This window comes from Arenimonas maotaiensis (assembly GCF_014638745.1).
GTDB lineage: Bacteria > Pseudomonadota > Gammaproteobacteria > Xanthomonadales > Xanthomonadaceae > Arenimonas > Arenimonas maotaiensis.
This window is the reverse complement of the sequence record NZ_BMFO01000001.1, coordinates 20,894-44,827: the sequence shown is the minus strand read 5'-3', so window position 1 is coordinate 44,827 and position 23,934 is coordinate 20,894. Positions and strand designations below refer to the sequence as shown.

21 protein-coding genes are annotated in these 23,934 nt (G+C 57.6%); 11 read left to right on the top strand and 10 right to left on the bottom strand.

The genetic code is table 11. The features are described from left to right. Nucleotides 1-55 precede the first annotated feature (55 nt). On the bottom strand, nt 56-1,543 hold the full coding sequence (locus IEV56_RS00210; RefSeq protein ID WP_188446482.1) for a UbiD family decarboxylase: 1,488 nt from the start codon (nt 1,541-1,543) through the stop codon (nt 56-58). A gap of 272 nt (nt 1,544-1,815) precedes the next feature. Here IEV56_RS00210 and IEV56_RS00205 point away from each other — a divergent pair, with 272 nt between their 5' ends. Genes IEV56_RS00205 through IEV56_RS00180 form a run of 6 tightly spaced genes read left to right on the top strand, consistent with a single transcriptional unit; the run spans nt 1,816 to nt 7,173 of the window. Continuing rightward, nucleotides 1,816-2,094: a DUF2249 domain-containing protein gene (locus IEV56_RS00205; protein WP_188446480.1), complete on the top strand. Its 279-nt coding sequence runs from the start codon at nt 1,816-1,818 to the stop codon at nt 2,092-2,094. Continuing rightward, nucleotides 2,075-3,349, top strand: a complete 1,275-nt coding sequence (locus IEV56_RS00200; RefSeq protein WP_188446478.1) for a hypothetical protein — start codon at nt 2,075-2,077, stop codon at nt 3,347-3,349. The genes IEV56_RS00205 and IEV56_RS00200 overlap by 20 nt, the downstream gene beginning before the upstream one ends. Then, on the top strand, nt 3,346-3,750 hold the full coding sequence (locus IEV56_RS00195) for a putative zinc-binding protein (protein ID WP_188446475.1): 405 nt from the start codon (nt 3,346-3,348) through the stop codon (nt 3,748-3,750). The genes IEV56_RS00200 and IEV56_RS00195 overlap by 4 nt, the downstream gene beginning before the upstream one ends. Further along, a complete protein-coding gene (gene ubiT / locus IEV56_RS00190; RefSeq protein WP_229730113.1) occupies nt 3,725-4,630 on the top strand; it encodes a ubiquinone anaerobic biosynthesis accessory factor UbiT in 906 nt (301 codons plus the stop codon). The genes IEV56_RS00195 and ubiT overlap by 26 nt, the downstream gene beginning before the upstream one ends. Continuing rightward, nucleotides 4,569-5,702 (top strand): quinolinate synthase NadA, encoded by a 1,134-nt coding sequence (nadA, locus tag IEV56_RS00185; RefSeq protein ID WP_229730112.1) that lies wholly within the window; start codon nt 4,569-4,571, stop codon nt 5,700-5,702. The genes ubiT and nadA overlap by 62 nt, the downstream gene beginning before the upstream one ends. A 10-nt stretch (nt 5,703-5,712) precedes the next feature. Further along, complete coding sequence (locus IEV56_RS00180) at nt 5,713-7,173, top strand: L-aspartate oxidase (RefSeq protein WP_188446473.1); 1,461 nt, start codon at nt 5,713-5,715, stop codon at nt 7,171-7,173. Nucleotides 7,174-7,210: 37 nt separating this feature from the next. Here IEV56_RS00180 and IEV56_RS00175 read toward each other — a convergent pair whose 3' ends face one another. The 7 genes from IEV56_RS00175 to IEV56_RS00145 form a co-directional block, all read right to left on the bottom strand. Beyond that, complete coding sequence (locus IEV56_RS00175) at nt 7,211-8,095, bottom strand: U32 family peptidase (protein WP_188446471.1); 885 nt, start codon at nt 8,093-8,095, stop codon at nt 7,211-7,213. 26 nt (nt 8,096-8,121) lie between these two features. After that, nucleotides 8,122-9,120 carry a ubiquinone anaerobic biosynthesis protein UbiU gene (gene ubiU / locus IEV56_RS00170; protein WP_188446469.1) on the bottom strand — a complete coding sequence of 333 codons (999 nt, stop codon included), beginning with the start codon at nt 9,118-9,120 and terminating at the stop codon, nt 8,122-8,124. Nucleotides 9,121-9,209: 89 nt separating this feature from the next. Next, nucleotides 9,210-10,259, bottom strand: a complete 1,050-nt coding sequence (locus tag IEV56_RS00165; RefSeq protein ID WP_188446467.1) for a prephenate dehydrogenase/arogenate dehydrogenase family protein — start codon at nt 10,257-10,259, stop codon at nt 9,210-9,212. A gap of 7 nt (nt 10,260-10,266) precedes the next feature. After that, a complete protein-coding gene (locus IEV56_RS00160) occupies nt 10,267-10,677 on the bottom strand; it encodes a ribonucleotide reductase subunit alpha (RefSeq protein WP_188446465.1) in 411 nt (136 codons plus the stop codon). Nucleotides 10,678-10,729: 52 nt separating this feature from the next. Beyond that, the gene (locus IEV56_RS00155; RefSeq protein WP_188446463.1) at nt 10,730-11,827 is read right to left on the bottom strand and encodes a PLP-dependent cysteine synthase family protein; all 1,098 of its coding nucleotides are present in this window, start codon (nt 11,825-11,827) and stop codon (nt 10,730-10,732) included. Then, a complete protein-coding gene (locus tag IEV56_RS00150; protein WP_188446462.1) occupies nt 11,824-13,776 on the bottom strand; it encodes a pyridoxal phosphate-dependent decarboxylase family protein in 1,953 nt (650 codons plus the stop codon). The genes IEV56_RS00155 and IEV56_RS00150 overlap by 4 nt, the downstream gene beginning before the upstream one ends. Nucleotides 13,777-14,114: 338 nt before the next feature. Further along, the gene (locus IEV56_RS00145; RefSeq protein WP_188446460.1) at nt 14,115-14,861 is read right to left on the bottom strand and encodes a helix-turn-helix domain-containing protein; all 747 of its coding nucleotides are present in this window, start codon (nt 14,859-14,861) and stop codon (nt 14,115-14,117) included. A gap of 397 nt (nt 14,862-15,258) precedes the next feature. On the opposite strand from IEV56_RS00145, the gene IEV56_RS00140 reads away from it, so the two are divergent. Next, nucleotides 15,259-15,612, top strand: a complete 354-nt coding sequence (locus IEV56_RS00140) for a Rossmann-fold NAD(P)-binding domain-containing protein (RefSeq protein ID WP_188446458.1) — start codon at nt 15,259-15,261, stop codon at nt 15,610-15,612. On the opposite strand, the gene IEV56_RS00135 is transcribed toward IEV56_RS00140, so the two are convergent. Together IEV56_RS00135 and IEV56_RS00130 are read right to left on the bottom strand one after the other, a co-directional pair. After that, nucleotides 15,591-16,211, bottom strand: coding sequence for a M15 family metallopeptidase (locus IEV56_RS00135; protein WP_229730111.1), 621 nt, complete (start codon nt 16,209-16,211; stop codon nt 15,591-15,593). The genes IEV56_RS00140 and IEV56_RS00135 overlap by 22 nt on opposite strands. Before the next feature lie 125 nt (nt 16,212-16,336). Next, on the bottom strand, nt 16,337-19,315 hold the full coding sequence (locus IEV56_RS00130) for a TonB-dependent receptor (protein ID WP_188446454.1): 2,979 nt from the start codon (nt 19,313-19,315) through the stop codon (nt 16,337-16,339). 211 nt (nt 19,316-19,526) lie between these two features. On the opposite strand from IEV56_RS00130, the gene IEV56_RS00125 reads away from it, so the two are divergent. From IEV56_RS00125 to IEV56_RS00110, 4 genes are read left to right on the top strand one after another with little or no spacing between them, the layout of a single operon-like run. Beyond that, nucleotides 19,527-20,687, top strand: coding sequence for a DUF819 family protein (locus tag IEV56_RS00125; protein WP_188446451.1), 1,161 nt, complete (start codon nt 19,527-19,529; stop codon nt 20,685-20,687). 2 nt (nt 20,688-20,689) lie between these two features. Beyond that, complete coding sequence (locus tag IEV56_RS00120; RefSeq protein WP_188446449.1) at nt 20,690-22,084, top strand: C40 family peptidase; 1,395 nt, start codon at nt 20,690-20,692, stop codon at nt 22,082-22,084. Then, nucleotides 22,084-23,181: a dipeptide epimerase gene (locus IEV56_RS00115; RefSeq protein WP_188446447.1), complete on the top strand. Its 1,098-nt coding sequence runs from the start codon at nt 22,084-22,086 to the stop codon at nt 23,179-23,181. The genes IEV56_RS00120 and IEV56_RS00115 overlap by 1 nt, the downstream gene beginning before the upstream one ends. Beyond that, nucleotides 23,181-23,933: a L,D-transpeptidase family protein gene (locus IEV56_RS00110; RefSeq protein WP_188446445.1), complete on the top strand. Its 753-nt coding sequence runs from the start codon at nt 23,181-23,183 to the stop codon at nt 23,931-23,933. Before IEV56_RS00115 ends, IEV56_RS00110 begins: the two co-directional genes overlap by 1 nt. The last annotated feature ends 1 nt before the right edge of the window (nt 23,934 follow it).

The window sequence follows — 23,934 nt, the reverse complement described above, 5'->3', positions numbered from 1 at the left end:
GGCAAAGCGTCATGACGACCAGTTGGATACCCAAGGTGCCATAGTTTTTTGAAATTTAACGATCCGTTTCCTCATGATTATTTCGAAGCGTTTGCCATAGCGACTGCATACGCTTTTCCACCGCCGGGTCGGACACAATCACCCTGCCCCATTCGCGCGTGGTTTCGCCAGGCCATTTCCGGGTCGCATCCAAACCCAATTTTGAGCCGAGCCCCGGCTCGGGACTGGCGAAATCCAGATAATCGATCGGCGTATTTTCGACCAGCATGCTATCGCGTGCCGGATCGACGCGAGTGGATAAAGCCCACAGCACTTGTGACCAGTCGCGTGCATCAATGTCCTCATCGACGATGATGATGAATTTGGTATAGGTGAACTGGCGCAAATACGACCAGATTCCCATCATCACCCGACGCGCATGACCGGCGTATTGCTTGCGAATGCTTACTACCGCGATTCGGTAAGAGCATGCTTCCGGCGGCAGAAAAAAATCGACAATCTCGGGAAACACCTTTCGCAGAATCGGAACGAATAATTCATTCAGTGCGAGTGCGAGCACCGAAGGTTCGTCATGCGGCGCACGGCCCATGTAACTGCCTTGATAAATGGCATCACGACGCAAACGCATGCGCTCGATGGTCATCACTGGAAACATTGCTTGCGCGTTGTAATAACCGGTGTGATCGCCGAAAGGACCTTCCAGCGCCGTGTCACCGGGATAAATAAATCCTTCCAGCAAAATTTCCGCCCCCGACGGCGCATCGAGCCCGGTCAATGCACTTCGCCAAACGCGACTGCGTTCACCGCGCAATAATCCGGCGAATTCAAATTCCGACAAAGTATCCGGAACCGGCGCCACCGCGGCCAACGTTGTTGCAGGATCGGCTCCAATCGCGACGACGATCGGAAAGGGTTTATCCGGATGCGTTGCCTGCCAATCGGCAAAATCCAGTGCACCGCCACGATGCGATAACCAGCGCATGATGACTTTGTTGCGGCCTATGACTTGCTGTCGGTACACCGCAATGTTCTGTCTGGGCTTTCGGGTGCCGCGGGTAATCACCAAGCCCAGCGTAATCAATTTGGCCGCATCTTCAGGCCAACAATGCTGAATCGGCAATCGTGACAAATCGATATCATTCGCTTCAATCACTTCGTCATTGAAGTCTGCATCGCGCACGGTACGAGGTGCGACATGGGCGAGCTGTGCGAGTTCCGGCCAGCTATGCAAGGCTTCGCGCAAACTACCCGGCCAACGTGGTTCCTTCAATGCCGCCAGCAATTCGCCGAGTTCGCGCAATGACGACAACGGCCTGCCTGACAACACCGCTTCGATACGGTTTCGATGTCCGAATAGATTGCCGAGATAGCGTTGTGGTGATTCGGTATTCGCTGCCATCAGCAAGGCCGGACCACCGGCACGAAGCGACAACAGACTCAATGCCGTGGATTCCAGATGGGAACTGACAGGCTCGTCGACGTGTTTTAACTGGCCGCTTGTTTCCAGCCGGGAAAGAAATGAACGCAGGTCATGGAAACTCATCGCGATAAGGTCCAGGAATACAAGTTGAATCGCGAAGTTACTTCGGGAACGGATGTCCCGAAAAGAGCGCAGTTTTTCTTGATGATTAACATGCCGACATGGTCGCTCAGACCGGATACGGGATCATTGACTTGGATCAAGTGGCCGCGACGGGAATTCGCAGGACTTGATCCTTGTCAATGCAATGACCCGACATCGGGCTGATACTGCCAGCTGGTCCCACCAAGGTGCTACTTATGCCTCCTTGTTCCTCGCCATTCGGCGCCAACCCCGTGCAATGGGCAGACGGCTCCAAAGCCCCGTTTGTCAAAAGCGAAAGTGCCATCAAGCTTGATCTGCGGCATCTGCCTGCACCCGAGCCAATGCATCGTATTCTTGAAGCACTGGAAACCCTTCCCGAGGGCAAATCTCTATTGGCGCGGACGCCTTGTCACCCACAACCGCTGCTGGATTTGCTCGATGCCCGTGGTTATCGAGTCGTCGTGATCGACTCTCCTGCCGGCGATGCCTGGGTACAAATATTTTCTCCCGATGACTGCACTGGCCGTTGATCATGCCCCGTCGGTGGAACTGCCGATGCGCTACCTCGGCATGGTGCCGGTATGGGGCTTGGTTACAGCATTTTTGATCCTGCACGACGGCTCGACTTTATTCATCAGTCGTTGGGCGCTGAACACCGTTGCGCTTACCCATATGATCACACTCGGAATATTGGGCAACGCGATGCTCGGCAGTCTGCTGCAGTTTCTGCCGGTCGCGGCCGGCGTACGTTTGGCGCCGTCAAACGCATTAAGTTTGCAATTGCCGATTATTTTCAATCTTGCCCTGATCGGATTACTCGCAGGAATACTTTATTGGCCCTGGTTGATTCCGTGGTCCGGTTTATTGCTGGCATTTTCAATCGGTTTTCATGCCATCGGATGTTTGCTCGCGATGCGTTTCGATGACAAGCAAACCTGGTTGCGAATCGGCATTTGCATGGTACTCGTCTGCCTGTTGCTGACGGCAGTGCTTGGCTTGTTACTCACGCTGGGACTTGCCGGAATCATCGCCATGCCGATGCAGCGGTTGACCGATATCCACGCCGCCATCGGACTGCTTGGCGGCGTTGTACTGCTGTGCGGCTGCGTCGGCAGCGTGATCATGCCGATGCTTCAGGGAACGATAGCACTGCCAAACCAATTTCTTCGATACTGGATCATTGCATTGATCTGCCTGCTGGTGTCCGGTGTCGTTTTACGCTTCGGAAATATTATAGATGGCGACACGCTCACGAAATTACTCGTGTTGCCCGTTGCCGCATTCGCAACCGCAATTATTTTCTTTCAATGGCGCGCTCCGCACCGTCGCAACCGGACACTGATTGGTTTCTGGTGTCTCGGATCGTTGTCGTTGCTGATGGCTGTCTTGACTGTCCTGTGTGTGTCGACACCTTACAAAACGATCCTCGCCGGTGTGTTAGCCATCGGTATCGGCCTGCCATCGTTGGTGCTCGGCATGTTGCTTGAAATTGCACCCTTCATTGCCTGGCTGAAGTTGCAACGGCAACGCCATCAAGGCAGCAGATTGCAAAGCGTCGATGGTCTGTTTCCCGAATATCGCAAACAACGCATTTTTATCTTCTTTGTATTGTCTGCCCTTGCGCTTCCAGCTGCGGTGATTTGGCCGAATTCAACCAGCGTGAACCTAGCAGGTCTTTTACTGGCATCGGCACATGGACTGGCGATGTTCGAGATCCTGTCGCTGCAGTTTCGAACTCGAAAATTTGCCGGTGGAAAAATCGGTTCGCAGGGAGTGCGCACATGAAAAAGAAGCTTCCACTGGTGTACGCCTGTTCCGGTTGCTCAAGCGCGGCTCAAATGGCAAACCAGATGGCGCTGTGGCTGGACCGACAAGGCAAAGCGGAAATGTCCTGCATCGCCGGTGTCGGTGGCGGCGTCACCGGACTGGTCAACACGGCGCGCAGCCATCGTCCCATCATTGCACTGGATGGCTGCATTCTTGCCTGCGCCTCTGCCTGCCTTTCGCAAGTTGGTGTGACACCCGATCGTCACATCGTGCTTTCCGAATTCGAAGTAAAAAAACGCAAGCATGTCGATTTCGATCCGGCCCAGGCTCACGCCATTTACGACCACCATATTGTTCCGATCGCCGAACGTTTGACGGATTCGGCATTACACAGTGAAAAGCATCATGACAAAAACTGAAACATCGCATGGCGCGCTGATCGGCGTACGTCGAATGATTGATGGCGTCGACGATGCGTTGTTGACACTGATTGTTGCCCGACGACGATTGGTTTCACTGGCGGCACGAATAAAGCAGGAAAAGGGCGTGCCGATCCGCGATCCGGACCGCGAACGCGAAGTGCTCCGGCGCGCACGGCGACTCGGCAATCGCTTTGGTCTTCCGCCAGCGAGCAGTGATCGCCTGATGTCTGCACTCATCCAGGATGCCTGCCGGCAGCAAGGCTTGTCGCAGGTGTCCGACGAGTTTGTTGTAGTTGATACAGATCAGGGCGCTCTCCCTCCTATTACAGGCATGCTCGCAAACACCATGAATAGCCAAACCCGATTTTCTTCTTATTCCCGCTGGCTTCGCCTGCTGCCACCTCCTTCCCGCTTGTCGCCTTTTTTGCGACGGATCCCGATTGTCTGGCAAGTGAAATTGTTCGAAGCGGCAATGCAGCGCGTATTGAGCGCACCGATAGAAAAAGGCGCACTCGAAATGCTGTCCGACCGAAGACTCGGCATCGAAGTGAGCGATCTGGATCTTCGCTGGGTAGTGGTACTGCGCGAAGGCCGAATGCGTGTCTGTGCGCGGGACGAAATTGCAGAGGCCACCGTCCGCGGTACTGCAACCGATTTAATGTTGCTGGCCAGTCGCCGGGAAGATGCAGACACCTTGTTTTTCCAACGTCGACTGGTTCTTACCGGCGATACTGAACTGGGTCTTACGGCCCGCAATTTACTGGACCAATTGCCTTGGCAGGAAATTCCGTTGGGGCTTCGCATAGCCATGCAACGTGGCACCGATCTGGCTCTGGCTGCACGCACGGCATATCAAAACAGAACGGCATCGAATTAGATTCTCGATTCCACTTCTGCAATATCAAATCATTCGACATCTCACCATGACAAGCAATATTGAAATTTCTCCACCGCAATGGAGCGACCAGCTGGAAATAGACTATGCCGAACTCGGTACCCGCCTCGAAGGCTTGGTGCCGTGTCTGGAATGGCCGATGCATCTGCCCTGGATCGATGCCATCCTCAGGCTCAAGGAACAGCGCGGCGCAGTCATCATGGCGCACAGTTACCAGTCACCGGAAATTTTTCATGGCGTGGCCGATGTCACCGGTGATTCGCTGTCGCTTGCACAAGCCGCCGCATCTTGTAGCGCAGAATTAATCGTGATTTGCGGAGTGTATTTCATGGCAGAGACGGCGAAGATCCTGGCACCGGATCGGACCGTCCTGATTCCCGATTTGCATGCAGGCTGTTCGCTGGCGTCATCGATAACCGCAGCCGATGTTCGACGCTTGCGTGCGATGCACCCGGGTGTTCCCGTCGTGAGCTATGTCAACACCACGGCAGACGTAAAAGCCGAGTCCGACGCCTGCTGTACCTCGGCCAATGCCTTGCAAGTGGTCGAAGCGATGGGAAGTAAAAAGGTGATTTTCATACCTGATCGATTCCTCGGTGCTTATGTCGCCGCACAGACGAATGTGGAACTGGTGTTATGGAACGGCACCTGCGAAGTACACGAAATTTTCACTGCACAGCAAATGCGGCATGCACGCGAACGCTTCAACGCGAAACTGATCGCACATCCGGAATGTTCACCCGAAGTATTGGCAGAGGCTGATTTTGTCGGTTCCACCAGCGCGATGAGCCAATGGCTGGAAAAAGTAAAACCTGATCGTGTTGCACTGATCACCGAATGTTCGATGGCCGATAATCTGCGGACGAAATTTCCGCAGATAGAATTCGTGCAGCCCTGCAACCTGTGTCCGCACATGAAGCAAATCACGCTGCCCAATATTTTCAATTGTCTGCGCGACCTGCGTCATGAAGTCACGGTTCCCGCCGACGTTGCATCACGGGCACGACGAGCACTCGACCGAATGCTGCAGGTAGGTCGTCAGGATCGTGTGTAAGCGCGAAACCATGCCGCTGATTATCGTCGGAAGCGGAATTGCAGGATTGACGACAGCACTGGCAGCTGCACCGCGTCAGGTGTGCCTGCTGAGTCGTGCACCGGACAGCCAGGACAGCGCCAGTGTTTTGGCTCAGGGCGGTATAGCGGCAGCGGTCGGACCGAATGACAGCACTTGCTCGCATCTGTTCGATACGATGCGATCGGGTTCTTTTCACAACTCAAAACCGGCAGTTCGCTATCTGGTAGAACAGGCAGCAGATGCATTGAACTGGCTAGGTAATCAAGGCGTGCTGTTCGATCGAGAGGGCGACGATTTTCACTTGGCACGCGAAGGCGGCCATGAATTTGCCCGCATCGCCCATGCCGGTGGCGATGCCAGTGGTCGTGCATTCATGCAAGCCTTGGTCGGCAAGGTAAAACAGGCGAGCCATATTCACTGGCATTCCGAAACCGATGTCGATGCCCTGCTCTTGCGCGGTAATTCCATTGCCGGTGTACGCGCAAAAAACAAAACAGGCGATACCGAAATTCACGAAGCCAATGATGTCGTGTTGGCAACCGGTGGATTGGGAGCCTTGTTTTCGGCGACCAGCAATCCGCCCGGTGCCGAGGGTGTCGGTTTGGCTTTGGGTCTTGCGGCGGGTGCAGCAGTGCGTGATCTCGAGTTCATCCAATTCCATCCAACGGCTCTGGCACTCGGCACGAATTTTCAATTGCCTTTGCTGACGGAAGCGTTGCGCGGTGCTGGCGCTATTCTTCGCGATGAACACGGTCGAGCCTTCATGACGGGACGCCATCCGATGGCAGATCTTGCACCACGCGATCTGGTCGCACGTGTGGTCTGGAAAATTTTGACGAAAGGCGGCAATACTTTCCTGCATGCCCAGCATCTGGGTGATGCATGGCCTCAACGGTTTCCGACCGTCTTGGCCAGTTGTCTTGCGCACGGTATCGACCCGCGTCTGGAGCCCATGCCGGTGACCCCGGCCGCACATTTTCATATGGGAGGACTGGCTACTAATCTGGATGGGCGCACCACTGTGCCTGGTTTGTGGGCCGTTGGCGAAGTCGCCTGCAACGGCGTGCATGGTGCCAATCGCTTAGCCAGCAATTCGCTGCTTGAAGGGGTGACTTACGGTCGTAGATTGGCCATGCGAATCAAGCAGGAAAATGTATCGTCGAACACATGCGGCACTTATTGTTTTGCCGAGCGTGGATTGGAAACCTCGCCGTCAGTCCAGCACTATTGGCGCCAACGACTTTGGCAAACACTCGGCCCTGTACGTCAGGCAACTGATATACAAAAGGCTTTGGCTGAACTCCAACAGTTCGGTAAAGACATAGGTTGGCGCCAACAACTCGCCATTTGTCTATTGCAGGCAGCACTGCATCGACGAGAAAACCTTGGGGCACATTGGTGGGCAGAGTCGGTAGACATCGATAAAAAATTCGCATTAAACACGCATTGATACGCACGAAAAATTCAAGCAAAAGATTAAATTCGTTTCAGTCGTTTTGCCTTGCGGACATGCGCATGCCCGGCTCGCCATACCAATAACCGTTTCGCATGCCGATTCGCGGTGGTGCGGTTGGAGAATGTCTGGCCAGATCGAAATGTGTGACGACTTCCTTCATTCCGTTGACTTGCGGATAAAGGCGAAGAATATCGACGCCTAGCGTTCGTAATTCCGGCAACTCGGGCCCGAGATCGGTGATTTCTTCTCCCTGTATCTGGATGCCGTTAATCCTGAGAAAGGCCTGATCCTCGCGTGTCGTGAGTCGCAAACCATCGGGATAATCAATGCAGCGAAACTGACACTGGTCTTTTGCAATATCGAGTGAGCGCGCCGTAAAGCAGCGAGCCGAATAGGACAACGGCAACCGCCCCCAAGCGATGACTTCCAGCTCGGGCATGGCTTGTCCATCGGCGTCCGTTGCCTCGCGAAGTTCCTTGATCAATTCGCGGCCTTGTTCAACACCCGGAACCCAACGCCTTAGCCCGTCTTCCACCAGCATTGCCAGTGCCCGGTGGTTATAGACATTCAACGAAGGCCCGGCAACAAAAGGCACTATCTTTTCACGACATAGCTGTACCGCCGACATGTCGTTGGCTTCGATCCAGAAAAGATCATGGTCGATTAAGCGATGCAGAACACTGAGTTCCGATTCCGCTTCGATCAATGCCAGCGAAGACAATACGACTTGCTTGCCATGAGCTGCCAATTCTTCCGCCAGTGCAATCCAGTCACGCGTGGTCAGTTCCCGTCGTTTGCTGCAAACGGTTTCGCCGAGATAAATAATATCCACCGGCCACTGGACGGCTTCCCGATAAAAAGCCAGCGTACGTTCCCGCGACCAAAAATACTGCAATGGACCTAAACTCAGTTTCATTATGGGTGCCTCTGTGATCGTGAGCATTAGTGCCATGCCCTGTGATAGGGGCCCAAGGTAGTTTGGTGGCCTTCGGCATGCGCCGATAGCACAGATTGCCAATTCGGCTCTACCGCCCACCTGCCAGGATTTGCTTCCAGTTTATCAATGGCGGCTCGCCAGATGCGGGTCACCGAGCTGACATACGCAACGCCGCGCTGACGACCTTCGATTTTTAGCGCGACGACGCCGGCTTGTTTGAGTCTGGGTAATAGTTCGAGCGTATTCAGGCTGGTGGGTTCTTCCATCGCATGAAATATTTCATCGCCGACCGCGAAGCGTCCTTTGCAGACAGTGGGGTAACCTGCCGGTTCGTCTTTCTTGAAACGATCGATCAAAACATCATTCAAACGCACGCTGCGAGAACCGTCATCGTATTCGTCCCAACGAACAAATCGAGCCGGTGAACAGACACCATGTCGATTCGGCGAGGCACCAGTGACATAACTTGAAAGCTGACAGCGTCCTTCCACCATGATGCACAGGCTGCCAAATGCGAATACTTCCAGCGGCACTGGTGATGTCTGGCATAGGCGCTCGACTTGCTGCACGGACAATACTCGTGGCAGAACGGCGCGACTAATGCCAAAGCGCTCATAGGCATAACGCAATGCCGGCGCCGTTGTTGCCGAACCTTGTACCGAAAGATGACGTGGCATTTCCGGATGCATGCGTGCCGCATAATCGAGTACCGACATTTCGGCTGCGATAATGGCATCTACACCAAAAGAGGCAGCCCGATCCACTGCCTGCTGCCATTCGCCGATGCGTGCACTATCGGGATAGGTATTCAATGCCACGTAAACTTTGCAATTATTTTTATGGGCGAAGTCGATGCCCTGGCGCAAATCTGCATCGCTGAAATTCAGGCCTGGAAAAGCACGTGCATTGGTCTGATCACGAAACCCGACATACACCGCATTTGCACCGGCATCGACCGCTGCCTGCAGTGCCGGCAAGTTACCGGCAGGACATACCAATTGCATGGGAATTCTCCAGAACAGTTTGGATAATTCTCGCTTTCGGCAATGGCTTTTGCTCTGATCTAAGTCAAGCAATTTATTTTGCGACCGATTTAGACTTGAACGCGTCGGCTCATCGCCATTATCTGGCGAAAAATGGCTTGTACGACATCCGAAGGCAAGCCACTCTGCTCTGCCCAATCACCGCGTTGCCGCATTAATTCGACTTCACGACCCGGATCAAGAACAGGGGAGCCGACAGCACGCTTGGCATGACCTGCACGGGCACTAAGCTCGCTGCGTCGTTGCAATAACGCAATCAATTCGTGATCCAACTCGTCGATGTGCTCACGGACTTCTCGCAGTGCCGGTGTCGGTTGGCCGAAATCGGGAATATTCATTTCGGTCATTGACGCGCCATGGTCGGGGGCTTTCGACAAGCGCTGATCGATCAAAGTCAGCGACTCAATCAATCCCTGCCTTGTGGCTGCAGCATAAGGATTTTCCAATTGGATGGCATTGAATAAGTGCCCCGCATCGGAGCGAACGGCTGCGATCGACGCAGCCAACGCCGCGAAGCTTGGTGGTGCCCAATGCAAATCCTTATCTACCCCTAAATCAAGCAATCCACGCGCAATAAAAAAAGCCATCGCATGCGTCAATGCCATGTATCGGTCATGACTGCTCGGCTCCTGCTCTCGCACCTCGCTACCCAGCGATTCGAACAAGACCCTGACGAGTCGTGCCGTTTCAGGATGCAGTTCACTGGGACACAACACCGTTCGCAATGGTTCTGCCCGCGCGATGCTGAGCGGGCCGAATAGTGGATGGCAACCAACATGCCCGATGTCTGTGCCCAATATTTCATCCATCAATTTGCACGGGCCTTGTTTAACACTGCAAACATCCATCACACGATGCCTGGCGCTTAACTTGGGACGCAAATCACGCAACACGGTTTCAAAGGAACTTACTGGTACCGCGATGACAATTAAATTGGAGCTGGTCACCAGAGCATCCGCGTCGGCAGTGGCGTGTGCTTCCGGTACTGCAGCGACAGGATCCCAGGCGCGCCACGGATAGCCGCGTTCGTCCATCAGTGCAGCGAATGCAGCGCCAAAACGGCCGTAGCCAAGAAATCCAATCTGGATGTCCTGCAACATTCGTGAGCTACTCTCGTGTTAACTGGACAAGTTGACCGTCACGATCAACCGTCAGGAATTGTGCAATGCGGCCGCTCTTGATGGTTTCGACCATCATTTTCAAAGGCTGCACCGCTTCATCGGCGTTGGGAGCGTGGCCTCCGCGACCATTCATTGCCGACACGAAAAGAATGTCCCAGCTTTGTCCGGTCTGTGCCGATTCTTCTATCAATGCGGTAAAACTTTCGATCTCCTCGGGACGTTTGTCCACGCAAACCACCGGTGCGAGCGCGCCGCCTTCACCGCGCTCGAAACGTTGCTTTTCCTCGTCAGTTGCATCGCGTGGCAATTCGGCTTTTGCAAACACAAACAGAAGCCGTTGCGGTTCGGATTGTTGAATCGCCGCCGCCAGAAGATCGTTAAATGTTTTCATTTCCATAAGTCATCAATTTTAAAAGTGCTGTGGTTAAAAATGGATTTCGAATTCCCGCTCAGCGTTTAATCATGCCATCGTCTTGTCCGAGATATTGGCGCAGCTCGCCAAGGGCGTCGTCAAGCACGATATCGTGTTGTGCCAACCACGTTCTCTCAAATAGCGTCTCGGCGTAACGCTCTCCCCGATCACACAGCAAACTCACGATGCTGCCGGTTTCACCGCGATCTCGCATCGCGGTAGCCAATTGCAAACAGGCAATCAGATTGGTGCCCGAGGAACCACCGTAACATCGGCCAAGAATATCTTCCAGCAACCAGGCGGCAGCGCAGGAATCGACGTCGGCGACTTCGATGATTTTATCCACCACGTCGAACATGAAACCCGGCTCGATATGGCTGCGGCCAATGCCTTCAATAATCGTATTGCAAGGCTTCGTTTCGGTGATGGCTCTGGTCTGCCAAGCCTGTGCAAACGCACCGCCAATCGGTTCCGCCACGCATAAGAGCGTCGGCAATCGCCGATAGCGAAGGTAACGCCCGATTGTGGCCGATGTGCCGCCAGTACCGGCTCCGCAGACTATCCAGGTCGGTATCGGGTTCGATTCTTTTTGCATCTGCGTGAGAATCGACTCGGCAATATTATTATTACCGCGCCAATCGGTCGCACGTTCGGCAAGACCGAATTGATCGAGATAACAGACGCCTTCTGCTCTTGCACGTTCTCGCGCATGCTCGCTGGTGTCGACACCGGCCGGCACCAAATCACACTCTGCCCCGAGTGATTGCAACACACTGATTTTTCGCGGTGTCGTGCACTCGGGCATGACGGCGGTAAAACGCAGACCTAGCAGACGTGCGAACCAGGCTTCCGAAATCGCGGTGCTTCCGGAAGACGCATCAATGACTGATTGACCTTCCTGCAAACGACCATTGCAAAGTGCGTACAGAAAAAGCGAACGCGCCAAACGATGTTTAAGACTACCTGTAGGATGTGATGACTCGTCCTTGAAATAAAAATGGATGCCGGGAAAACCGGCCATATCCAGTTTCAATAAATGCGTATCGGCCGAGCGTGCGGCTTCTTGCTCGAGGCAGGCAATGGCGCTGTGCACCCATGCCCTATTCTCAAAACAAGTGGCCATGAATGGATTCATGGCGTAACTAGAACAGTCATTGGACGGGAGTTATTTGTATCTAGCAATGCATCGATATTTCTCTCCAGGAAATCAAAATAGCCTTCGATATAACTGACATCGTTTTCGCTGTCGATCATGAAAGGGTTCATCAGCGTGTGACGCAAAATGACCAGACTATCTTCCGGCATGTTTCCTCGCTCATCGGCGATCAAATCCAGGCCCAATGCGTCATAAATTCGCCGGCTGTCCTCGGGCCCCATCGTATTGGGCCTGAGCGTGGTAATCGATCCGAAATATTCGCGTCTTTGCAATGGCACCCCGGGGTCGCAACGCAAAATATCATGCAGGCCGCGAACAAAATTATTCATCGTGGCGATATCGCGATTGCCGACGGGATTAAGTGCCAGACAGACTAAATTACTATCGGGCTCAAACGGCACGTAACAGATCAGGCGATTTGAAACGCGCCGGGAGAAATCCTGGATTGCCTGCTGGAAAACTTCGGCGGCTAAAATACTTTCCCGCGGCAATTTACCGAAATGCCTGTGGTCCAGCGGCATCACGCTATGCGTCACGTAAACAGCCGCGGCGATGGCACCGGATTTCGACCCTTCTGGAATGTAACGTCCAAGTTGCCGGTAACGTTTGAAATAGTCATCATTTTTATTGACCGAAAAAACGTAGTCCGCCTCTTCTGCCAACAATTCCATGCCACGCTGATCACGACAAATAAAGGCACCTGCTCCGTAGGGGATATAACCCAACTTGTGCGGATCTACCGTCACCGAATCGACATGACCGAGCGCCTCGAATGCCGAATAGACTTCGGTGTCCGGGAAGCGGCTAAATTCGGAACAAACTTCTTCGCGCGGCCGAATACCGCCATCTTCCTGGCGAAATAACGTCGCCAGATAGCCACCCCACGCCGCATCCACATGCACCGAGAAGCCTATGCCATGCTTGGCTGCCCAATCTCTTTCACGAAGCAGCTCATGTAGCGGATCGATGGTGCCGAATTCCGTGCTACCCAGCACACCGACAGCCATCAGTATCGGCTTTTGTTGTTTCAGATGGTTCTCAATAATGTCATGCAGTGCATCGCAGTTCATGCGCATGCCGCGCACTGGCACCGGCATCAATTGCTGACGTCCCAGGCCGAGCAATTTGACGCCCTTGCTCCAGGAGTAATGCGCGGTTATCGGCGCCAACACACTGGGAACCACCAAGTCGAGATGCGTTGTAAAAAAGTCACAGAGTCCACGCGTTTCAATCCGCTCCACGTGCAGGCGTCTCATGTAATGCTGTTTATCTGCGATCGATTGTTGATCAAGCCAATGATGCCAGTTGCTTAACAGCGCAATCGATTGATCGGGCGTGAGGTTGTAGGCCTGCCAATCATCTTCCGGCAAAGATAAACCCGGCGGATTGGCAGCAAGCAAGGCGACCGGAAAGGCTTTCAGCGCCATCGCCAGACGTAGCGCCTGATAATTGGCGACCGTGCCGCCCGAAGTCAAATGGCCAAAAGAACAATCGGCTTTCGTCGTATCGGTCGAAAATCCGAGCATGCGTGCCAGTTGCAAACCCGTTTTTATTTCCAGATCGACGGTTACCGGTGCCGCATCCACACTGACGTTGTTTGGGTTATACGGCAAGGTCAAAAACTGGGCAGCAAGCCCAGGCAGCAAGACATCCGACACCATATGGCCCAGATAACGCGGACTATGGAACGGTACCGAACGTTTCAATGCCGCCGATAGCGAGTGCAATTCCCGACGCAGACGAGCTTCAAATTCCATGAATTCCGGGGTATCCGAGGCTCGGGTCGGAATTGCAGGCGGGTCATCGGGATAGAGGTTGCGTCGCCAATACACGTGGTCGCGCAAGAACTCCACGACCAGCTTTTCCAGCAAGTCATTGTTCTCGCCATAAGGCCCCAGAAAGTAGGGATAAATACTGGCATTACTCATGTGAATCAAACTCCCGTTTTCTGTAGCGTTTTAGAACAACACGCCGATTTCGTTGACTTCGATCAGGTCAAAGCGATATTTCCGGTCAGGATGGGGATTCGAAAAGCCATCCCCTGACCAGCCAGAGTTCGATAGCGGCAGCTATGATTTCCTCATGCCCGAAAGTATCAAGGCTTTCAGTAAATAGTGCTTTGATGCAGATCAAAAGCCAGATGCCTGAACTAGATGGCTACCGCTATATGCAAGGGCACGCATTCATTGGATACAGGGCTGTGTTGACGGAAATGAAATGAACATGTTCGGGAGCTTTTGCATTCGGGGTTTGAGATGCCGATCACTCAATTTCTTAGTATTGGCATGGCCAGCTTTTCCAACGATGCTAACTCGCAGAGTTCACTTTCGCGACGCGACGCCCGAATCAGCTTTTCAGATTGAAATCGCTTAAAAACGCGACTCAGGGTTTCGGGAGCGAGTCGCAAATAATTGGCAATGTCTGTGCGGCTCATGGCGAGACAGAAAGACGTTGCAGAGAGACCACTCTGGGCGTGGCGCCTGGAAAGCGTTACCAAAAAAGCCGCCGTCCGCTGTTCTGCCCGGTAATCTCCTGTCAGCAATGCTGCCTTTCCAATATCCCGGGATAACAAACGGAATAGCTGCGTTTGCAAGCCTGGCATTTGGGATGCCAACAGGGCCATTTTCTGAAATGAAAAGCGACATAGCATCACAGTATCCAGCGCTACCGCATCGCACGGATATTTTGAATTGTGGATGGCGTTCAACCCTATTACTTCGCCTGGCAGAAAAAAACCCAGAACTTTTTCAGTGTTCTCGGCGTCGAAAATACAGGTTTTGACAGTTCCTTCCTGCACAGCAGCGATGGCATTGAAATCTTCGCCTTCCCGAAAAATATATTCACCTTGCTTAATCGGACCAATGTGCTCAACCAATATATGCAGTTTCCGAAGCGTCGCTTTATCATAGCCTTGTGATTGGCAAGCCTGTGAAAATGCACACGTCGTGCAGAAATGCATTTCATCGCCATCATCCATCAATGTGGATACTTTGATATTTGAAGTCATTGTCATGGCGAGATTTCAAAGTCCCTAAAGGTGTTCGAAAAGCAGAACCTCGTACTCCGCATAAAATGACGACGGGGCACGACTCCGTGAAGTGCCGGGCCAACCTGCACCAAAGTAAATAAATTGAACTCGTATCAGCATTATTGGTTGCCCCATCTTATTGGCTTCTGAGGCCGCTTATATTGACTTATGTCAAACGCCGGCTCCCTAAGCCGGTATTTCCGATACGAAAGGCGCAATCGCCTGTAGTGCCTGTAAATCTTGAATCGGTTGCCGGTTTCGGCTGAATGCACTCAGTTGCGGATTCAACAGATGGACGCTACGGTTGAGTCCGCGGCCCAACCAGACGTTGATCTTTTAATCCCTGCCCGACCTAGGCTTGAATGAAGTGTTGTAAATCAATGTGGCCCGGTTCGTGCTGAACTCCTCATTGGGCGCCGATCCCGACTCGGCGAACTTCTATCTCAAGACCAAGGGCGAAACCGAACAGGCGTTGGCGGCCATGGGCTTTTCGGCCTTGACACTGGTGCGGCCGTCGCTGCTCGACGGCGGCCCGCGCCCGGAACGACGCCCGGGCGAACAGGCCGGACTTTGGCTCGGCAAGCGGCTGGGAAGCCTGATTCCCGCGCGCTATCGTCCGGTCAGCACGCGCACGGTAGCGAAGGCGATGCTGGAAAGCGCCTTGAACAGCCGAGCGGGCATGCAGATCCTGGAAAACGACCAGCTGCTCTCGGATTATTCAATCGGAAACGCGTAAGCCGTATCGGGCAATTCACCGGCTCTCCACGTGAAGTGCCACCACTCCATGGGGTAATTCTCGAAGCCTTCGGCCGCCATCGCGGCCAGCAGCACCGTCCGGTTGGCGCGCTGCGCTGGACCGAGTTGCGGATAGCCGGTGTTGGCGCGCGGCCCGAAATAATCGAAGGCCGTGCCCATGTCGAACGGCCGGCAGGTTCCGGTGCGGCAGTCCAACAGTCCGACATCGACGGTCGCGGCTTTGCTATGGCCGGATTTCTCGGCGATGTAATCGGGCACCAGTACCGATTTGTCCAGCTCCGGGTAATACGCGGCCTTGGTCGATTGGTCGGCATCCTTGGCCCAGGCCATGAACGCGGCCACCGAAACGGTCGGCCGGTAGCAGTCGTACACCGCCAGCGCCATGCCCTGCCCGCGCAGCCCCTGCTCCACCCGCGCCAAGGCCTCAGCCACCGGGCGGTGCAACAGGCACTTGGCGGCCGCATAGCCCGGCACCGGACGCCCTGTGAAGTTGTCGGCCGTGGCGTAGCGGATATCCAGCATGATGCCCGGCGCGAAGGTCCGCACGTCGGCCAAGATGCCGGATTCCGCCGCCGCCATGCCGCCTGCCGCTGACGCCAAGACGGCGGCGCGTGCCAATACCGGGTACCACATCCCTCGCCTCTCCAAAAAAAACGCCCCGGGGCGAGATGCCCCGAGGCGTTGATTCTAACCGTTAACAGGAATCAGAAGTCGATGCTCATGGTCAGCTGGGCGTAGCGCGGCTTCTGCCACGCGGTACCGCGGGCGAACTCGGGCTCGTCGTCGCCGATGTAGTACTGCAGGGTTTCCGACACCTGGGTGACACGCTCCATGTTCAGCAGGTTGTAAATCGCCAGATTGGCGCGGAAGTCGCCGTCGCCGATCTTGCGCTCGTAGGTGACGCTGGCGTTCAGGTCGACGGTCCACGGCGTGCGGCCGAAGGCGCCGCGCTTGTTCAGCACGTACACGCGTTGGCTCGGATCGTCTTCGCAGTTCTGCACGCACTGGTAGAAGCTGTACAGGTCGGTGCCGTCGAACGGGTTGCCGGCGCCGAAGCCGTTGATCGGGCGGCCCGACTGCACGGTCATGCTGGAGCCGACCGACCAGTTGTCGTTGAACGCGTAGCTGCCGCGCAGCTTCAGGGTGTGACGGCGGTCGTTCGGCAGGTAGCCGTAGCCGTTCAGGTTGACGTACGGATTGTCGAACGCATAGGTGCGGCCGGTCTGGTCGCCGCTCGGCAGATCGGAGTTGGCCGGACCTTCGTAGTTGCCCTTGCTGAACGCCAAGGTGTACGAACCGTTGAACGACCACTTGTCGTCCCAGGCGCGGTCGAGCACGAATTCCAGCGAGCTGTAGCTGCGCTTGGGCTTGTCCCAGCCGCGCTGGCCGACGTAGTCGCCGTTGTCGTCATACAGGGCCCAGCCTTCGGTGCTGGTGTCGATCGTGTCGAAGCCGTCGTTCTCGCCGTCGCAGTCGGTGTCGGTGTAGACGGTCAGCACCTTGCCCGGGTTGGCCATCACCACCTGCTCGAAACCGTCGCAGTAGCTGTTGGCGGTCAGCGTGATGTCCTCGATCGCGTTGTTGAGCTTGCGGTAGGTGCCGCGCACGCCCCACGACCACTTGTCGTCGATCTGCTTCTGGAAGCCCAGGATCAGCTCGTCCTGGAATACCGGATCCAGGTCGGAGTCGACCTTGCCGCGCAGGTCGCCGACCGAGCCGTCGCCGTAGGTGTTGTCGACCGGACCGATCTGCGCGCCGAGCACCGGCTTGTAGTAGGTCGAACCGTTGTAAGTGAACGAATCCCACTCCTCCTCGAAGGCGTAGTATGTGGTCTGGCTGAGCAGGCCGCCGGCCAGTTTGACGTTGATCACGTTGGCGACCGGCAGGAAGTAGCGGCCGACGTTACCGAAGATCTTGACCGAACTGTCGCCGTTCATATCCCAGGAAAAGCCGAAGCGCGGGGCCAGCATATTGTCCATCTTGATGAAGCTGTTGCCTTCGGCGTCCTTGTTGTCGAAGGCCTCCGAACGCAGGCCCAGGTTCAGCACCAGGTTGTCGGTGACCGACCAGTTGTCCTCGACGTAGAACGCGGAGTTGACGGTCTCGAACTGGCCGCTGACCTCATACAGGTTGGCGGACACGACGCCGAAGATGCCGGCCGGCACGATGCCGCCGTTGGTCAGCTGGGTGCCCGGATCGGTGTCGCGGATGGTGTAGGCGATGCCGCCGGGACCCGGGTTGTACTCACGGTAATCGGACACGTTGTTCTCGCGGTCCAGGCCGAAGCGCACCAGGTGGCGGTCGAGGTTCCACTCGAAGTCCATGCGCATGGCTTCGCGTTCGTCCACATGCGCCAGCACCTGGTCTTCGCTGGTGCAGCCCGGATAGCGGCCGTAATCCAGGTTGTGGCGGTCGCGGATGTAGTTGCAGTTGATGTCGTTCAGGCTGTTGCGGGTACGGTCGCGCTCGTTGCGGCCGTACAGGAACTTGCCGGACAGGTTCTCGGTCAGGTAGCTGGTCCAGGTCAGCGCCCAGTTGGTGCCGCCGCTGTAGGTGTAGGCGGTGTTCAGGTAGTCGCCGCGGCCGGTATCGAGGTCGTACTCGTACTGCCTGCTTTCCTCGGTGTTCTTGTCGGAGAACGCCAGCAGCTCCACCAGGTTCTTGTCGTTGACGTGCCAGTCGAGCTTGACGCCCCAGAACGCGTCATCGGCCTGCGGAGTGTACTGCTCGCCGGCATCACCGGTCAGGGTCTGGCCGCTGAAATTGCGGGCTTCATACAGGCCGTAGAAGAACAGCTTGTCCTGCACGATGGCGCCCGAGGCGTACAGGTTCAGGTTGGTGTCGGTCGACTTGTCGCGGCTGAAGCTGTAGGCCAGGTTGCCGTCGGTGTCGTAGCGGTCGGTGCCGGCGGTCTGCATGAACGACGGTTCCCAGACCACTTCGGCGCCGTACTTGAACTCGTTCGAGCCGGACTTGGTCACGGCGTTGATCACGCCGCCGGTGGTGCGGCCGAACTCGACGGAATAGCCGCCGGTCTTGACCTGGAATTCCTTGTAGAAGGCGTACGGCACGGCCGAGTTGCCGATCCGGTTGGAGAAGTCGGTGACGTTCAGGCCGTTGATGAAGACGGTGTTCTCGGCGACCGAGGATCCGCCGAAGGAGAAGCCGCCGAGGTCCTTGTCGCCCTTGCCCACGCCCGGGGTGAGCAGGGCCACGGCGCCGGCGTCGCGTTCGACCGGCAGACGCTGGATTTCTTCGGCGGTGAAGTTGCTGGCGGATTCGACCGAGCTGACGTCGATCGGCGACACCACGGCGGTGCCGCGCACCTGCACGGTGTCGATCACGCCGGATTCGGCGCCGATATTGAGGCGGGTGGCGTTGCCCAGGCTGATGCGGACCTGCTCGGCTTTCTGCACGACCTGGCCGTCTTTGCGGACTTCAATGCGGTAAGTGCCGACCGGCAGGAACGGGAAGCGGTAGTTGCCGCTTTCATCGGCGGTCACCGTACGCTCCAGGCCGTTCTCCAGATTGGTCGCGACCACGGTGGTGCCGGATGCGGTGCGGCCGATCAAAGCACCGTCGTTGCTGGCCGCCAGTGTGGCGCCGACCGGCATCAAAGACAGCAGGCAGCCGCCCAAGGCCGCCGACAGGATATTTTTACGCAAAGCCCGTTTATTGCTCATGAACCCTCTCTCTATTGTGGTTGTTTATGGCTGAATCGTATATTAGAAACAAGCGATTAATAGTTCTTATAGTTTTTACCATGACCGGCAAACGGCGGTCAATGGTACTTTCGACTAAAACCTACCGGAATATGGCGAAAATTTGGCCAAAAGCGGGATCCAACGGCGACATTGCCTATACTCGAAGGCCAACTCAAGCAAAAAGCGTTCCATGATCGAATCGCCTTGGATCTACCTTGCGGCGCTTCTGCTGTGCGCCGGCCTGTTTCCGTTCCTGGAAACGCGCCTGCCCTGGCGGATATTCAAGGTATTGCCGGCCGTGGTGTTGACCTATCTGCTGATGACGGCTCTGTCGGCACTGGGTGTCTGGCAACACAACCAGGCCCTGGCCGATACGCGGCAAACCCTGTTGGACGCCGCCCTACCCGCCCTGATGGTGCTGCTGCTGGCCAACTGCGACATCCGGGCCATCCTGCGTCTGGGCCCGCGCATCCTGGCCGGATTCCTGTGCGCCTGCCTGTCGATATACGCCGCCATCGTGGCCGTGTTCCTGCTGATGCGGCCCTTGCTGCCCGCCGATGCCTGGCAGACACTGGGTTCGGTGTCCGGCGGCTGGATCGGTGGCACCGCCAATCTGGTCGCGGTGTCGCAGGCCATCAATGCCAGCCCGAACGCCCTGGCGAATGCCTTGTTGATCGATTCGCTGTGCTACTCGTTCTGGGTGCTGGCGCTGTTCGCCAGCGTGCCTTTGCAGGCGGTGGCGAACGCGAAACTGCGGGCGCGGCCGTTGGCCGAAGACATCGCCGGCTCGATTTCCGACGCGGGGACATCGGCGATACGCCCGGACATGGGCGCCTTGTTGCTCTGGCTCGGCGGCGCCGTGCTGCTTGGACAGGGCGCGCGTGCCTTGGCCGGCGCCATGCCGCCGACGGCAATGCTCGGCAACGCCTCGTGGACCATGCTGTGGGCGACGGCCATCGGCCTGCTGATTTCCTTCACGCCCCTGCGGCGGTTGCCGGGTTCGATGCCGATGGCCTCGGCGCTGTTGGCCGTGATCGTGGCCACGATCGCGTCGCAAGCGGACTTCCGCGGACTGAGTTCGGCACCGCTGTTCCTGCTGACCGGCTTGCTGGTGCTGTTGCTGCACGGCATGATCCTGCTCGTGTGCGCCCGCCTGTTTCGCTTCGACCTGGCGCTGTGCGGCATTTCCTCGCTGGCCTGCGTCGGCGGCGTAGCGTCCACGCCGTTGCTGGCGGCCGCCTACGCGCCGGTGCTGGTCCCGGTCGGCGTGCTGTTGGCGATGCTGGGCTATGTGCTGGGCACCGGCGGCGGTATCCTGCTGTCTGCGTTGCTGCAATCCATCGGACCCTGATCATGACGTCTTTGCGCCATCTCTGTCTATTGTTTCTGGCTGGTCTGAGCCTGGGTCTCGGCGCGGCCGAACGCGCCGAACCGGACTGGGCCCGGATCGGCCTGACGCCGGAACGCCTGGCGCCGGGCTATTGGCTGTCGCGTGCGTCGTCCGGCGAGCGTGTATTGATTTCGGCGCAAACCATCGCGGAACGCAACGAGCGCCTGCTGCGCACCGAACCGAGCATGGTGCATTGGCCGTCCTGGCCGGCTTCGCTGCCGCCCGAAGACATCCGCCGACGCATCGAAACGCTGACCGGGCGCCTGAATACGCCGCTGTTCAGGAACGCGGATACCGAAATCGCACAGGCCGAGATCGACGCCTGGCTGGATAACCGCGCGCTGGAGCGCATTGAGGCCGCCGATGACCGCCTGTTCGGGCTGGTGGTGAAACGCGCCGCCGTGCGCCGGCTGCCGAGCGCGCAACGCGCGTTCGACCGCAACGGCGGCATCGACATCGACCGCCTGCAGGAATCGGCCCTGTTCCCGGGCACGCCGGTGGCGGTGCTGCACGAATCGCGCGATGGCCGATGGCTGTTCGTACAGGCCGAGAATTACGCCGGCTGGGTCGAAACGGATGCGGTCGGCATCGCCGGGCGCGCCGAGGTGATGCGCTATGCCGCTCGCCAACCGCGGCGCCACATCACCGGCAGCCAGGTACGCACGGTGTATCACCCCTATGCCGAGGAAGTGTCCGAGCTGCGCCTCGACATGGGCGCCAGCTTCCCGCTACGCACTGACTGGCCGCTGTCCAAGCCGGTCAACGGCCAAGGCGCCCTGGGCGCCTGGATCATCGATGTACCGCTACGGCTGGACAACGGAATGCTCCACATCAAACCAGCGCTGATTCCGCGCGCGGCCGACACCGCCGCCGGCCCTTTGCCCGCCAGTCAGGCCAACCTCATCCGTCAGGCCTTCAAATTCCTCGGCGAGCGCTACGGCTGGGGCCATGATTACCAAGGCCGCGACTGCAGCGGTTTCGTGTCCGAAATCTACCGTTCGCTCGGCATCCGGTTGCCGCGCAACACCGGCGACCAGGCCCGCACCCCGGTATTCGAACGCATCGCCTACGGGCCGGAACTCGGCCGAGCCGAACGCCTGGCGCGCCTGAAGCAGTTGCGCATCGGCGACTTGGTGTTCATTCCCGGCCATGTGATGCTGGTGGTCGGTCACGATGAATTCGGCCCTTGGGTCATCCACGACGCGCACCGCAGCGCGCTGATGGTCGACGGCCGGTTCACCGCCCTGCCGATGAACGGCGTCGGCGTCACGCCGCTGCTGGCCATGGCGCTGTCCGAACAGCGCCTGTATGCCGACGCGGTCACTGCGGTGCAGCGCATCCTGTCGGACGGCGGCTGATGCGCATCTCGGGCTTCCATCTCGGCGTGTTGCGCATTCCGCTGCGTACGCCGTTCAAGACCGCCTTGCGTACGGTCGACTGCATCGAGGACGCCGTGATCCGGCTCGATACCGACGACGGCCTATCCGGCTATGGCGAAGCGCCGCCGACCGTAGCCATCACCGGTGACAGTCTGGAAAACATCCTGCAGGCCTTGCGTCAGCGTATCGGCCCTGCCCTGCTCGGCCGCGATGTCGCCGAACTGGACGGCAATTGCCGGTTGGTGCAGGACGCTCTGCCGGGCATCCGCAGCGCCAAGGCCGCGGCCGAAATCGCGCTGTACGACCTTCATGCGCAATCGCTTGGGTTACCCCTCTACCAGGCCTTGGGCGGCGGCACGCCACGGCTGGAAACCGACCTCACCATCAGCGTCAACGACACCGCCACCATGATCGCCGACTGCGAGGCCGCCATCGCCCGCGGCTTCCGGGCGCTGAAGATCAAGGTCGGCAAGCAGCCGGACACCGACGTCGCCCGCCTGCTCGCCATCCACGCCGCGGTGGCCGGCCGCGCCGCCCTGCGCATCGATGCCAACCAAGGCTGGGATGCGGCGCAGACCGTCGCCGTGCTGCGTGCGCTGGATACGGCCGGGGCCGGATTCGAGCTGATCGAGCAACCGGTACCGGCCGCCGACCTCGACGGCCTATGCGCCATCAAGGCCGCCGGTCTGCGCACGCCGCTGCTGGCCGATGAAAGCGCCTTCGACCTCGAACAGGCCCGCGCCTTGCTCGACCGCGACGCCGCCGACCTGATCAACATCAAGCTGATGAAGGCCGGCGGCCTGTCGCAGGCCCTCGCCATCGCCGAGCTGTGCGCCAGCCGCGGCAAGACCTGCATGATGGGCTGCATGCTGGAGGGCGGCATCAGCGCCGCCGCCGCCGCGCATCTGGCCATCGCCCGCACCGATGTCATCGGCAAGATCGACTTGGACGGCCCGAGCCTGGGTGCGTTCGATCCGATTGACGGCAATACCCGTTTCGAAGATGCTGTGATCACGGTCGACGACCGCCCCGGCCTGGGCATCACCGCCGTTTCCCATATCACTTGGTTGTCCTGATGAACGCCCTGCTTCCGATTCTGCTGCTGATGGCCACCCTAACCGGCAATCGTGCCGATGCCGCATCTTCCGTAATTCCGGACGACAGCACGCAACTGTTGATGGTGACCACTGCCGACTGGCAGGCGACGGGCGGCCGTCTACAGGCCTTTGAACGCATCGACGGCGCGTGGCGCGCGGTCCGTCCCGCATTCGCGGTCAGCGTCGGCACGCAGGGTTCGGCCTGGGGGCTGGGCCTGCATCCGCCGCAAGACGGCCCCCAGAAGCGTGAAGGCGACGGCAAAGCGCCGGCCGGCGTGTTCGAACTCGGCAGCGCCTTCGGCTATGCGCCGGCCAACGCCACCGCCTTGGGTTATCAGCCGATGACCGAAAGCGACTGGTGCGTGGACGTGAACGATTCGCCGCTGTACAACCGCATCGTCTCCACCGACGACGTGGGCGACGCGGCGGTGGCCGGTTCCAGCGAACCGATGCGGCGCGACCTGCACCGCGACGGCGACAGGGTGTACGCCAAAGGCTTCGTCATCGCGCATAATCCGAACAACGTGAGCGGCGCCGGCAGCTGCATCTTCGCGCATCTCTGGCGCGCGCCGGGCACACCGACCGCCGGCTGCACCGCCATGCCGGAAACCGAGATGGACGCCCTGCTCGCCTGGCTCGACCGTAGCCGCCGGCCGGTGCTGGTGCTGCTGCCCGAATCCGAATACCGCCGCCTGCAGGCGGACTGGCAATTACCCGAAAGGAATCCCTGAG

What these genes read in the sequence shown, in the direction of transcription:
- IEV56_RS00210 (WP_188446482.1), bottom strand. Translation starts at nt 1,543, where the DNA reads ATGAGTTTCCATGACCTGCGTTCATTTCTTTCCCGGCTGGAAACAAGC.
- IEV56_RS00200 (WP_188446478.1), top strand. Translation starts at nt 2,075, where the DNA reads ATGACTGCACTGGCCGTTGATCATGCCCCGTCGGTGGAACTGCCGATG.
- IEV56_RS00195 (WP_188446475.1), top strand. Translation starts at nt 3,346, where the DNA reads ATGAAAAAGAAGCTTCCACTGGTGTACGCCTGTTCCGGTTGCTCAAGC.
- IEV56_RS00180 (WP_188446473.1), top strand. Translation starts at nt 5,713, where the DNA reads ATGCCGCTGATTATCGTCGGAAGCGGAATTGCAGGATTGACGACAGCA.
- IEV56_RS00175 (WP_188446471.1), bottom strand. Translation starts at nt 8,095, where the DNA reads ATGAAACTGAGTTTAGGTCCATTGCAGTATTTTTGGTCGCGGGAACGT.
- ubiU (WP_188446469.1), bottom strand. Translation starts at nt 9,120, where the DNA reads ATGCAATTGGTATGTCCTGCCGGTAACTTGCCGGCACTGCAGGCAGCG.
- IEV56_RS00165 (WP_188446467.1), bottom strand. Translation starts at nt 10,259, where the DNA reads ATGTTGCAGGACATCCAGATTGGATTTCTTGGCTACGGCCGTTTTGGC.
- IEV56_RS00160 (WP_188446465.1), bottom strand. Translation starts at nt 10,677, where the DNA reads ATGGAAATGAAAACATTTAACGATCTTCTGGCGGCGGCGATTCAACAA.
- IEV56_RS00155 (WP_188446463.1), bottom strand. Translation starts at nt 11,827, where the DNA reads ATGAATCCATTCATGGCCACTTGTTTTGAGAATAGGGCATGGGTGCAC.
- IEV56_RS00150 (WP_188446462.1), bottom strand. Translation starts at nt 13,776, where the DNA reads ATGAGTAATGCCAGTATTTATCCCTACTTTCTGGGGCCTTATGGCGAG.
- IEV56_RS00145 (WP_188446460.1), bottom strand. Translation starts at nt 14,861, where the DNA reads ATGACAATGACTTCAAATATCAAAGTATCCACATTGATGGATGATGGC.
- IEV56_RS00135 (WP_229730111.1), bottom strand. Translation starts at nt 16,211, where the DNA reads ATGGCGGCGGCGGAATCCGGCATCTTGGCCGACGTGCGGACCTTCGCG.
- IEV56_RS00130 (WP_188446454.1), bottom strand. Translation starts at nt 19,315, where the DNA reads ATGAGCAATAAACGGGCTTTGCGTAAAAATATCCTGTCGGCGGCCTTG.
- IEV56_RS00125 (WP_188446451.1), top strand. Translation starts at nt 19,527, where the DNA reads ATGATCGAATCGCCTTGGATCTACCTTGCGGCGCTTCTGCTGTGCGCC.
- IEV56_RS00120 (WP_188446449.1), top strand. Translation starts at nt 20,690, where the DNA reads ATGACGTCTTTGCGCCATCTCTGTCTATTGTTTCTGGCTGGTCTGAGC.
- IEV56_RS00115 (WP_188446447.1), top strand. Translation starts at nt 22,084, where the DNA reads ATGCGCATCTCGGGCTTCCATCTCGGCGTGTTGCGCATTCCGCTGCGT.
- IEV56_RS00110 (WP_188446445.1), top strand. Translation starts at nt 23,181, where the DNA reads ATGAACGCCCTGCTTCCGATTCTGCTGCTGATGGCCACCCTAACCGGC.